The 11,925-nt window shown below is 61.6% G+C and carries 10 protein-coding genes; 4 read left to right on the top strand and 6 right to left on the bottom strand.

The window, feature by feature from the left end; all coding sequences use genetic code 11:
• The first annotated feature begins 136 nt into the window (after positions 1–136).
• On the top strand, positions 137–1,123 hold the full coding sequence (locus tag AWB74_RS14230) for an AraC family transcriptional regulator (protein WP_087039001.1): 987 nt from the start codon (positions 137–139) through the stop codon (positions 1,121–1,123).
• A gap of 82 nt (positions 1,124–1,205) precedes the next feature.
• Here the strand turns inward: AWB74_RS14230 and AWB74_RS14225 are convergent, their stop codons facing one another.
• Positions 1,206–2,114, bottom strand: a complete 909-nt coding sequence (locus tag AWB74_RS14225) for a LysR family transcriptional regulator (RefSeq protein WP_061147391.1) — start codon at positions 2,112–2,114, stop codon at positions 1,206–1,208.
• Between the two features lie 149 nt (positions 2,115–2,263).
• Between AWB74_RS14225 and AWB74_RS14220 the strand changes: the two genes are divergently transcribed.
• Together AWB74_RS14220 and AWB74_RS14215 are read left to right on the top strand one after the other, a co-directional pair.
• Entirely contained in the window at positions 2,264–3,706 is a 1,443-nt protein-coding gene (locus tag AWB74_RS14220) for an amidase (protein WP_061147390.1), read from the top strand.
• A gap of 59 nt (positions 3,707–3,765) precedes the next feature.
• Positions 3,766–5,217, top strand: a complete 1,452-nt coding sequence (locus AWB74_RS14215) for a short-chain fatty acid transporter (protein WP_087039000.1) — start codon at positions 3,766–3,768, stop codon at positions 5,215–5,217.
• Positions 5,218–5,405: 188 nt separating this feature from the next.
• On the opposite strand, the gene AWB74_RS14210 is transcribed toward AWB74_RS14215, so the two are convergent.
• On the bottom strand, positions 5,406–5,726 hold the full coding sequence (locus AWB74_RS14210; protein ID WP_061147389.1) for a DUF4148 domain-containing protein: 321 nt from the start codon (positions 5,724–5,726) through the stop codon (positions 5,406–5,408).
• A 636-nt stretch (positions 5,727–6,362) separates the two neighbouring features.
• Between AWB74_RS14210 and AWB74_RS14205 the strand changes: the two genes are divergently transcribed.
• Positions 6,363–7,901: a hybrid sensor histidine kinase/response regulator gene (locus AWB74_RS14205; RefSeq protein ID WP_160110253.1), complete on the top strand. Its 1,539-nt coding sequence runs from the start codon at positions 6,363–6,365 to the stop codon at positions 7,899–7,901.
• Here AWB74_RS14205 and AWB74_RS14200 read toward each other — a convergent pair.
• The 4 genes from AWB74_RS14200 to AWB74_RS14185 form a co-directional block, all read right to left on the bottom strand.
• Positions 7,822–8,661 carry a response regulator gene (locus AWB74_RS14200; protein ID WP_160110251.1) on the bottom strand — a complete coding sequence of 280 codons (840 nt, stop codon included), beginning with the start codon at positions 8,659–8,661 and terminating at the stop codon, positions 7,822–7,824. The two genes, AWB74_RS14205 and AWB74_RS14200, sit on opposite strands and share 80 nt — an antisense overlap.
• A gap of 126 nt (positions 8,662–8,787) precedes the next feature.
• Entirely contained in the window at positions 8,788–9,633 is an 846-nt protein-coding gene (locus AWB74_RS14195) for a DUF3667 domain-containing protein (RefSeq protein WP_061147385.1), read from the bottom strand.
• Positions 9,634–9,951: 318 nt separating this feature from the next.
• On the bottom strand, positions 9,952–10,143 hold the full coding sequence (locus tag AWB74_RS14190; RefSeq protein WP_061147528.1) for a hypothetical protein: 192 nt from the start codon (positions 10,141–10,143) through the stop codon (positions 9,952–9,954).
• A 26-nt stretch (positions 10,144–10,169) separates the two neighbouring features.
• Positions 10,170–11,867 (bottom strand): FAD-dependent oxidoreductase, encoded by a 1,698-nt coding sequence (locus tag AWB74_RS14185; protein ID WP_061147384.1) that lies wholly within the window; start codon positions 11,865–11,867, stop codon positions 10,170–10,172.
• Positions 11,868–11,925: the final 58 nt, after the last annotated feature.

Below are 11,925 nucleotides of genomic sequence, written 5' to 3'. Positions count from 1 at the left end.
TCGACGCATCGTGACTCACGGCGCGGATGCATGATCGAATGTTAGGGATGCGGTAACGGGAGGAGAACGCGTGATTGTCTGCGAAGCTTGCCCAATCCTATGAACACGCCTGTATCGCCCATATCGAACTCGAAGCATGAATACGCACCGCTCTCCCGGATTGCCGACGATGGAAACCGAAACCGCAGCACTGGCTCGGGTACACGCCTCGATGGTGAACCGGCTGCTGGAACTGGCGCCGAACGAAGGCTACAACGCGACGCCGATGCCGGACATTCGCCTCTTGCGATCGAACCGTCCGCTGACGCGCACGCCGGTGCTGTACGAGCCGGGTATCGTCGTCATCGCGCAAGGCCGCAAGCGCGGCTATCTCGGCAGCAAGGTTTATGTCTACGATGCGCAGCACTATCTGGCCGTGGCCCTGCCGCTGCCGTTCTCCATGGAGACCGACGCCACCGCGGAAGAGCCGCTGCTCGCGGTGTACGTGCGCCTCGATCCGACGCTTGCTGCCGATGTGCTGCTGCAGATCGGCGAGCGCAACGGCGTGGTGCGGGGCGAGCCAGGCGGCATGGCCACGACGAGGCTCGATCTGGCGCTCGGCGAAACCATGCTGCGGTTCCTCGATGCGATGCGTGACCCGCTCGCAGCCGCGCTATTGGGACCATCGCTGGTGCGGGAGATTTACTTTCGCGTCTTCATTGGAGAGCAGGGTAGTTCGATGCGTGCAGCGCTCGACCTGGATGGAAACTTCGGGCGCATTTCCAGAGTGCTGCGCAAGATTCATTCGAGCTATGCCGAGGCGCTGACGATCGAAACGCTCGCAAGGGAAGCGACGATGAGCGTGCCGTCGTTTCATATGCACTTCAAGGCGGCCACGAAGACGTCTCCACTCCAGTACATCAAGTCGACGCGACTGCATCAGGCGAGGCTATTGATGGCGCGCCAAGGCATGACGGCCGCTGCGGCAAGCGCACGGGTGGGGTATGAGAGCGCGTCGCAGTTCAGCCGCGAGTTCAAGCGGCTCTTCGGTGGCACGCCTTCGGAAGAATTGCGAAGGATGAAGCGGCATTTTGCGGTGCCGGAGGCGGGGCCGGGTTCGTCGCAATATGTTTCGTCGCATTGATTCGGCAATCAAATGGCGAGCGAGGCAGGCGATGGTGTCGGCGATGAGCCTTACTCAAAACAACCATATTCGATCGGCAAGCCTATGGTTGTGAGGCACCGTCGGTCGCGCCGGTGATTTGCCAGACCGTGTTCAACGCCTGTAATGCCGCCTGAATCGCGGGGTCGCCGCTGCGTCCTTCGGCGTAGACGAAGGCCACCTGAGTGCTCGCGCGATGCTCGCCGAAGAATACGGCTTCACCCGCATCGCGCGCCTCGTTTGCCAGCGCCTCGCGCATCAGTCCGACGCCGACGCCCGCCGCGACCAGCGCGCGCATCAGTTGCTCGTGATCGGCCTCGACGGTTTCGATCGGCTTGATCGCCGCACGTTGCAGAATCTCGTCCAACACCTCCTGATGCCCGCTGCGCGGCGCCATGCGAATCCATGGTTTGTGCGCGAGACCTTCCAGCGCGAAGTCGTCGAACGGCGGCCATGACGCCGGCACGACGAGGCGGAAGCTCATGGCATCCAGCACCTTGACGTGCATTCCCTCAGGCCGCTTCTTGCACACCAGCAGCGCCGCGTCGATTTCCGCGCTGCGCAGCGCATCGATCAGCCAGCTCGTGCGGCCCACCTGCAAGTCGATCTTGAGTCCCGGATGACGCGCGACCATCTCCGCGAGCAGCGGGCCGACCCTCAGCACCGCGGGATCGAGCATCACGAAGCCGATGCGCAATCGGCCTTCGATCTGTCCGCGAAAACCACGCGCCGCGTGGATGAACTCGCCGAACGCCTCGATGGCTTTTTCCGCGCGGCCGAGCAGCGCTTCGCCGCTTTGCGTGAGGGTGACGGAGGCCGTCGTGCGGGACAGCAGACGCACTTCGAGCTCTTCTTCGAGGCTTTTGAGTTGGCCGCTCACCGCCGGTTGCGTCACATGCAGCGCCTCGGCTGCCTTGGTCACGCTGCCGAAGCGCGCGACGGTCACGAAGGTTCGAAGCTGGCGAATATCCATCTCGTTCTCGCGTCCTGCCTCAGTAGAGGCGCTTATGAGCTTTATCCGGGAAAGTGATTTCCCTGGCTGGAATGACGCAACTATTCTCGATCACACCGGATGAGCAGGGCAATCCGCTTCCACACCGACTGACGAAAACGGAGACACACATGATTTCATCGATCCTTCCTCGACACGCGGCCGAAGGGCTGTGCGCGCTCAATGCGACGCAAGCGGTCGATATGCTGCGGCGCCGTGAAGCCTCGCCGCTCGATTTCGTCGATGCCGCCATCGCGCGCATCGAGCAGGTCGATCCGACCGTCAACGCGCTGCCGTTGCGCCGCTTCGAGGCGGCCCGAGACGCGGCGCGCCGCTTCCCGAAACCGGACGATGAAACGCTTGCGATGCCCGGCTACCTCGCGGGTCTGCCCATCGCCGTGAAGGACTATAACGACCTCGCGGGCGTGCCGACGACCTACGGCTCGCCGATCTTCCGGGACAACGTAGCGTGCGCGTCCGATCTGACGGTCGCGAATCTCGAACGCCACGGCGCGATCCCGCTCGCCAAGTCCAACGTGCCGGAGTTCGCAGGCGCGAACACCTTCAACACCGTGTTCGGCGCGACGCGCAACCCCTGGAATACGGAACTGACGGTCGGCGGCTCGTCGGGCGGCTCGGCGGCGGCGCTTGCTGCCGGCATGGTATGGCTCGCGACCGGCAACGATCTCGGCGGCAGCCTGCGTATTCCCGCGAGTTACTGCGGCGTGGTCGGCATGCGGCCTAGCGTGGGGCGCGTGCCGCGGCCCGTCTCGCCCGTGCCCTACGATCCGCTGTGGGTCGAAGGTCCGATGGGCCGCACCGTCGCCGATGTCGCGCTGATGCTGGACGCGCAGGCCCACTTCGACGCGCGCGATCCGCTGTCGTGGCCGCGTCCTCCGGTGCCGTTCGTGGAGGCCGTGCGCCATCCGCGCTCGCCGCGCCGGATCGGCTTCACGGCGGATCTGGGCATCGGCCGGGTGGAGGCGCAGGTCGCGCGCATCTGCGAACGCGCGGTGCTGCGTTTCGCGGAGCACGGCGCGGCGGTGGACGGCGAATGCCCGGACTTCAGCGGCGGCTTCGAGGCGTTCCAGACGTTGCGGGCGAATCTGGTCGCGGCGGTGCGCGGTCCGTTGCTCGATGCGGCGCGCGAACGCATCTGCCCGGAGATCGTCTGGAATATCGAAAAGGGTCTTCAGCAAGGCGGCGCCGACGTCGCGCGCGCCGAACGTCTGCGCGGCGAACTGTTCAACCGCGTAAGCGCGTTTTTCGGCCGCCACGACATCCTTGCGTGTCCGACTGTCGCGGTCGCGCCGTTTCCGGTCGATCAGCGCTTTCCAACCGAAATCGACGGCACGCCGCTCGATTCGTATATCGACTGGATGTACCTCACTTTCGTGCTGACGCTGACCGGCTGTCCGTCGATTTCGATTCCCGCCGGCGTGACCGACGACGGACGCCCGGTCGGGCTGCAACTGCTCGGGCGTCCGCGCGGCGATTTCGAACTGCTGGGCGCGGCGCAACTGCTCGAAACCACGCTCGGTGTATCGGCGTTCACGCCACGGGCGCTCGCCTGACGCGGACCCATCGGTCCTCACGTTCCACGAGAGAACACAGCCAGAGGAAGGAGACAGAGATGTCGGTCGACAGCAGAAACGTAGTAACCGCGCGGGCGCCGGAAGACGACGCGCCCCTGCTCGAACGCATCGCGCTGCGCGTCACGGCGTGGTGCGAGAAGTGGTATCCCGATGCCTTCGTATTCGTCGCTTTGACGGTGCTGGCGGTGGCGCTGGGCGCGCTGGCGATCGGCGCATCGCCGCGCGCGGTGGCTGTGTCGTTCGGCAATGGATTCTGGAGCCTGATTCCGTTCACCATGCAGATGGCGATGGTCGCGATCACCGGTTACGTGATCGCGAGTTCGCCGCCGGTCGCGCGGCTCGTCACGCGCGCGGCGCGCGTGCCGAAGAGCGGACGCTCGGCGGTGGCGTACGTGGCGTTCCTGAGCGTGCTGACTTCGCTGCTGCACTGGGCGATCAGTCTCGTGTTCGCTGGCTTGCTGGTGCGCGAACTCGCGCGCCGCGCGGACTTGCGCATGGACTATCGCGCGGCGGGCGCGGCGGCGTATCTCGGCATCGGTGCAACGTGGGCGATGGGCCTGAGTTCGTCGGCCGCGCAGTTGCAGGCGAATCCCGCGAGCATTCCGGCGACACTCTTGCCGATCACCGGCGTCATTCCGTTCAGCGAGACGCTGTTTCTGTGGCAGAGCCTGAGTATCGCCGGGGCGCTCGTCATCGTCTCGACACTGATCGCGTGGTGGACCGCCCCCGGACCCACGCGCGCGAAGACCGCCGCCGATCTCGGCATCGCGCTCGACACGATCGACGATGCGCTGCCTGCACGCGAGCGCCCCGGCGAATGGCTCGAATACAGCCCGATGCTGATTCTGGTGCTGGTGGCGCTGGGCGGCGGCTGGGTGATCAACGAGTTCGCGAGCAAGAACTGGCTCATCGCGATTTCCGGCCTCAACACGTACAACCTGATCTTTCTGTTGCTCGGCATGCTGCTGCATTGGCGGCCAAAGCGTTTTTTGCGTGCCGTGTCGAAGGCGGTGCCGGTGACTTCGGGCGTGCTGATTCAGTTCCCGCTCTACGGCGCGATCGCGAGCATGTTGACCTCGGCGAAGGGCGCGGCGGGGGAGTCGCTTACACATCATTTGTCGACGCTGTTCGTGAGCATCGCATCGACGGACACCTTCGCGCTGGTGATGGGCGTGTATTCCGCGGTGTTGGGCTTTTTCGTGCCGTCGGGCGGCGGCAAGTGGATCATCGAGGCGCCGTATGTGATGCAGGCTGCCAACGACCTGCATGTGCATCTGGGCTGGGCCGTGCAGATCTATAACGCGGCGGAGGCGCTTCCAAACCTCATCAATCCGTTCTGGATGCTTCCGCTGCTCGGCATCCTCGGACTGAAGGCGCGCGATCTGGTCGGATTCACATTCGCGCAGTTCATCTGCGGAACGGTGTTGGTACTGACGATGCTCTGGCTGCTGGCTCCGACGTTGATTTATCACACTCCAGTCTTGCATTGAACGGCCTTGACAGGAGTGCGGGTTGTGTAGCCCTTGGTGAGTCGGGCCGGTCTTGAGTTCTTCTTCGGCGAGCGAACAGCCGTGAACGTGGATTTCGGAGCTTCGGGTGGCTCCAGGGAAGACAGAGACCGGCCAGTCATTGACATTCGCGAACGTCACGTCTTACGCCACAGGCGGAAGGGAAGCGGCTACTGGCCTCCAAAATATAGCTGCTTCATGTCTTCGGTAGAGGCGGGGCGAACGACGGCGCGAGAGCCCGAAGTCGATGAGCCGAAGGGCACGCCGCCATACGCGGTTGGGCCGTTGGCCGATAGCCGTGCCTCTGCCGACTGGATGTCGCTCGGATAACTCGCATCCGCGCTTTTGGCGGGATCATACCCGGCCTGTTCGATCTGCTGCAGTTCCGCACGTACCTGGGCTCGCGTCAGTGTCGAATCCGACTGAGAGAACGCGGCAAGGGGGATGGAGAGCGCCGCCGCTGTGGCGACGGCGATAGCGACTGATTTCATGACAATCTCCTCGTAAATGCCAGGGAGCAGGATTCGGGTGCACGGCGATCATTCAAAGACAACTCAACTCTCGTTTCCCGGAGCTGCCATATCGATTTTCGGTTAGAAGCGACGCTCTCGACAGCCACGTAGGTAGGCAGGCGCGCGAATCGAACTGCGAAAGATGTAGGTATTCGGAAGCAGGAAGGCACGTTCATACCGCTACATTTGTATATACGGATTCGAATAACATGCTGCTATTCTGTTTGGATGGCACGCTGCCGCATCCGCGGACGGCGACACTGCTGATCGAACATCGTCATGAGATCGTCAGGTTTCGGGGTGCGCAGGTTCAGATCGGCGGTTCAGGAACGCGCGTTCCAGATGGACTACGCGCAGCGCTTCTTCGGTCAGCGAAGACTCGCCATCGCGATCTTCACCGCGTTATGGATCGTTTTTTCTATCCGCGATTTCGGGCGGCTTGACATACTCGATCCCGCCTGTCTGCACCACGACGAACTCATTTTCGTGAGAACCGCTGCGGCGGTCGGCATGGGCGCGGCCGTCCTGATGTGGAGTCCGCGCGCACTCGACGAACGGTGGGCCGTCGGGCTGCTCAGCGTGTGGACGCTCTGCGCCTGGTTCGCCACCCTGAGAATGCTGCAGATCGTCGCCCTGCCGTGGCATGAACATTATTCGATCCTGACGCTCACCCTGTTCACGATATTCATGGCCTTCCGGCTTCGGGCGATCACGGCAGCGTGGCTGGTCGGCCTTTGTGTCGCGAGTTATCTGCTGATGCTCTTCTTGCAGCCTCCGGGCGAGAAGTTCGGCATGCACCTGTCGGCGATGCTTGCGCACGCCACGAGCCTGCCGCTGACGTATGCCATCGGGCTGGTCGTCAGCGTTCCGCTGGAACGTTCGGCAAGGCGCGAATTCATGTATCAGCGCAACTTGCGCGTGGCCAAGGCGCGCGTCGAAGCCGCGGCGCGTGCGGTCAACGAACAGAACCGGCGCATGCAGGAGCTCGTCAAGGAAAAGGAGCGGTTCTTTTCGTCGGCGTACCACGACATCCAGCAGCCGCTCGCCGCGATCAACCTCTTCATCCGCAGCGCCCGCACGAGGATCCGGGAAGGTCACGCGGTGGATCGTGACCTCGATGTCATTGAGGAAACCGCATCCGACATTCTCGGCATGTTCAAGGACATCCAGGACTATAGTGAGCTCGGCTCGTATGTTCCCCGCCTTACGCCGGTCAATACCCGCGACCTGCTGACTGAGGTCTTCGAGCAATATCGGGAGACGGCCCAGTTGCGGGGAATCGAGCTGAGAATCGCAGCGCGGCGAGCGCATCCGCCGACGATCGAGACCGACCGCCTGCTCTTGAAGCGAGCCATATCCAATCTCGTTTCGAATGCGATCAAGAACACGTCGTCGGGTGGCGTCGTGCTTGGCTGGGTGAAGTTGAGTGAACGGCTGCGCATAGATGTATGGGACACCGGAATCGGCATTGCGCCCGCCCATCGGGAGGCGATCTTTGCCGAGTACTATCAGATCAACAATCCGGGGCGCGACCGTTCGAAAGGGCTGGGACTGGGGCTTTCGATCGTACAACGCGTGGTTCGTATTCTGCCGGGACACGCCATGACTTTCGCATCGGTCGAAGGGCGAGGATCGCGCTTTTCGCTCTACGCGACCGTTTCGGCATCGGCGCCAGTTGTCGGGACGAATCAGCATGACAACCTCTGCAGTCCAGACCTCAACGGCACGTTCGTGCTGCTGTGCGACGACGAACCAACCGTTCTCGAAGGCATGCGACGCCTTTTCTCGAGCGCGGGCTCGCTCGTGTACGCCGCCGAGTCGATGGCCGGGTTTGAGGCCATCCTTGCCGATGACAGCCGCGTTCCCGATCTCATCGTCACCGATATCCGTCTGCGCGATGGCGCTACCGGTACGGAGGTAGCTGATCGGATCAGGCGTCACTTTGCGTGGGCGGGCGTTATTCCGGTCGCATTCATCACCGGGGAGCTGCTGTCCGAGCGCGTCCTGCGCGATTTTCAAAAACCATTCGTATTACTGCGCAAGTCATCCGCGCCGGAAGAGTTGCTTGCCGAGATCAGCCGATTCGTCGCCGCCCATCGGCATCTGAATCTCGATCTGGCGAAGGATCTGTGTCCGACAGCGTCCCGAGCGTAATCCCCTTGTCCGCCAGCATCACGATGAGCTCAGTGCGGCGCCGCAGGTTGAAGTGAGTGAGCAGATGACTGATGTATTTGCGCACTGTGATGTCTTCGAGTCCCATCTTCGACGCGATGGCTTTGGAAGGGAGCCCGCGTACGAGCCACGCCAGAGTTTCATACTCGCGGGGCGTGAGTCCGAGGCGCGGAGCGTCCCAAGGTTCGGCGCCACCGTTCGTCGGCTGTGCTTTTCCCGATTCGCGTGCCGCCCCGGCGGTGTCGATCCCGCGCCTCAGCCCGGCGATGCTCGCCGCGGGCAGGAACACCCCGCCTGAAAGTACGGCGACGATCGCGGCATGGAGTGCTTCTGGCGACGACGATTTTGGTACGTAGCCCATCGCGCGAAGTTCGAGGCATCGGCCGACTGTCTCCACACGTTCGTCAGCGGACAGGACGACCACGGGCAAGGACGGCCGTGCGTCTTTCAACCGGGCCAGCGCGTCGCAACCGTGCCCGTCGGGGAGTTCGAGATCCAGAAAGACGATGTCCGGATTCTCGGTCATCGCTGACTCGACTCCGTGCAACAACGTATTCGCATGCAGCAGTTCGGCATCCTGGAAAAGCTCTTTAATGAGCAGCGCAAGACCGGCTCTGAAGAGTTCGTGATCGTCGACGAGCAGTACGCGCATCGCATCGGCTCCCGGCAACACATGCACATTCGTACGCTTGAAACACGCGGCCTTCGAATTGCAGCAATCAGCCACATGGGCGGTGTTCAAATGATCTTACTTGATTCAGTGGACCGGGAATGGAAAAGCGCATCCCAGGAATGTCGACCATGATCGCGCCGCTGTTCGCGACGCGGTGTTCATTTCCACACGCCTTTAACCCGATATCTTCGGTCTCTACGCCGTATAGAGCGTGATCAGGAAAATAGCAAATCGATAGGCCACGACAATGAAGCCGGCCGCTAGCGCCATGGATCCAGATATGATGAGCCGCGCTATTCCATAAGATCCAAAGACGGGTTTTAATGCGAGAAAAACGTATGCCCCACAGACACCAAGATTGATGATGGAAAGGATGTTATCGACGACAGGCGAACCGAGTCCGAGACCGCCTAGACGGACCTCCACGGCCGCGACGGCTAGCGCGAGCGAGAACAACAACAGCAAGAATGCGTAGAGATGGAGCGAGAAATAGACGTACGCAATAAAAGGCTTTCGCGCGGAAAGCAAGACAATCCACAGCAACAATGAGAATGGGACCACCATAAGAACGATGAGTGATTTCGCGTTGAGCACGGCTGCGCGGTCGAATGTGGAGGTGTACTGAGGCAGGTCGGTGCCGAGTTTTCTCAGGCGCTCGGCTACCAATGACTGCGCAAGTGAACTCCAGTCCTGATGATGGAGATGCGACTGGAGTGTCGAGCCGAAAACTTGCGTATCGGTCAGCGACTGCATCGCGAAAAAAATGGCATTTGAGATCAGAAACAGCTGGAACGGCGGGACATAAGGCATCCGCTTTCCGTTCAGATGCGCGACCGTCAGCTCGCCTGGATGACGTAGCAAAACGCTGATTGTCCGAAGAAGCCGCCCGTCGATGCTCGTCGCTGCATGCAGCAGCTTTGTTCCGATCCCGCGCAGCGTAAGATCGGGCGGCCGAAGTGGGCTCTCGCCGCATCTCGGGCAGAAAGGCGTGGTGACTGGAATCGCACAGGTCGGACATGTCCATGGCTCGGTTTCAGACATGATTCCCCCGTTGGACTGCTCGAACAGATGGACTGATACAAGTCGATTTCGGCACCTGCGGCCGATGTACCCGCAAGGCTGCGCAACTGACCGAAGCTTCGCCAGAAGTTTGCGCCTTTTTAAACCGGGTCGTCATCGGCGACGACACGACAGAGAAGTTGAGCCGTAGCAGGACGTTCACTACGTTTCCTCATTTCCTTGCCGTGAACAAGAGCGCAAAGCGCGAAGCTTTTGACTCTGTGAGCGCTTCACACATAACTGCGACCACGGCCCTTAGGCCAGAGAAAGCACGAAGAGGTGAGCTTCTGGGTTCAAACCCTACTGCCGCTCTGATTCAGTCATTCCTTCGCTTGCGTCGTCGATTAAATTCAGTGCGACGGCCGCGTCGTCAATCTTGTCGATCGCGAGCATGGCGAACCGCGCGAGGAAAAGCGAAGCATTCGCCTCACCCAGTTGAGTCATGGTCTTGCACAGCCGGGTATAAACGATGTCGAGGTCACTGTCGGTCATGGCGTTCTCCTTTATCGGTGTCGTGATCACATATGAAGGGCGTGGTGGATGGCGGCCGCGACATCTGCAGCCGCTGCCTCATTCCAGCGTCCCAGTACATGGCCGTCCGGGCGAACCAGGTAGACGGTGCCGGGCCTGGCGTCGTACATGGTGAACAGGCGACCTGTGTGGTCCCAGTTGTGATTGTTTTTCGTTTCGGGGTGCAGATGCGAAGTCACGGGGATCAGCCTGAAAGGCAGCTTTTCCGCGTGAAGCGTTGCTTCGAGTTCGGCGAATTCCACCGGTACGCGTCCGTCTTCGCTGAAGTGCAGGGCGGTGAACCTTGGCGTGATCAAGTCCGTCAGATGAGCCTCCCTCGCGCTGCCGTCCTCGACGATCGTCAGTGGGCATTCGGTCAACACGGCCCCCGGCGCAGGGCCAGCCTCAAACGCGCCCGTTTGTGCTTGCGGCGAGTTGAGCGGCGACTCCGTATAACTGATGGCGGAAGTCTGCCGCGGGTTAATCAGAGAGCGCACGCGTTCATGCTTGATCGCCAGGCTCAATACGGCCTTGCGCATCAACTCGAAGGCGAACGAGGGCGGCGCCATGAATTCTGTGCTCTTCGTACCGTAGCTGAGATTTTCGTGGGCGGCAAAAACACGCTCGTCCGAATAGCTGTCGAGCAATCCTTCGGACGCAAGGCCGCGGACGACGAACGCGAGTTTCCACGCGAGGTTGTCCGCGTCATCGATTCCTGAGTTCGCGCCGCGCACGCCGAAAATCGGCACGAGATGGGCTGCATCACCGCCGAACAGCACGCGATCATGACGATAGCTTTCCAGGGTCAAGGCATTGGCCTTGTAGATCGTGATCCAGATCGGTGCCCAGGCACCACGTTCGCCCATCATGTCCAACAGGCTTTGCACTCGTGGCATGACATTCTCGGGCTTGAGTGCCTGTTCGGCGTCCTCGCCGTCCCGCAACTGGTAATCGATGCGCCAGACGTTGTCAGGCTGTTTGTGGACCAGCACAGTGGAGCCCGGGTTCGACGATGGATCGAAGTAGGCAAGACGCTCGGTCGGCCGCTCGCTCTCGAGCTCGATATCGACGATGACGTAACGGCCCTCGTAGCTCGTCCCTTTGAGTTGCAGGCCCAATGCCTCGCGGATCGTGCTGCGCCCGCCATCGCAGGCGACAACCCAGTCCGTGTCGAGCGAATAGTCGCCTTCGAGAGTCGCGAGGCGAAGCGTGGCGCCGTCCGTACGCGAATCGATGGCGGTCACCTTGGTCTGCCAGCGGATGTCGATCAGATCGGACCGCCGTTGCGCGGCATCCAGGAGAAACTGTTCGATGTGATATTGCGCGAGGTTCACCATCGGAGGCAGCTTCTGGTTGTCGTCCTGCGGCATCTTGAAGTGCAGCACTTCGGTGTCGCGATAAAAACTGCGCCCACCGGCCCACGGCAGTCCGGTCTTCAGAAACCCGTCCACGGCGCCCAGTCGCTCGATGATTTCCAGGCTCCGACGCGAGATACAGATGGCCCGGCTGCCATGGCACACGGAATCATCGGCTTCGATCAAGACGGAAGGAACGCCGTGATTGGCGAGGCCAAGTGCCACGGCGAGTCCGACGGGGCCACCGCCGACAATCGTCACTGCATGTCGCTTCGTCTCGATGCCGTTGTCGAGGCTTGGCACCCGGCCAGCGTATTTTTTTGCAGTGAAGGGATAAGCTTTGAATTCCATCGTCTTCTCCTTAACGAATTCCGGTAAGCGGGGGCAGAGGCATGCATGTGCTGCGTCT

Origin of the sequence: Caballeronia arvi (assembly GCF_001544695.2) — a bacterium.
Classification (GTDB): Bacteria; Pseudomonadota; Gammaproteobacteria; order Burkholderiales; family Burkholderiaceae; genus Caballeronia; species Caballeronia arvi.
The sequence above is the reverse complement of the archived record's forward strand: the minus strand, read 5'-3'. Positions and strand labels throughout refer to the sequence as shown.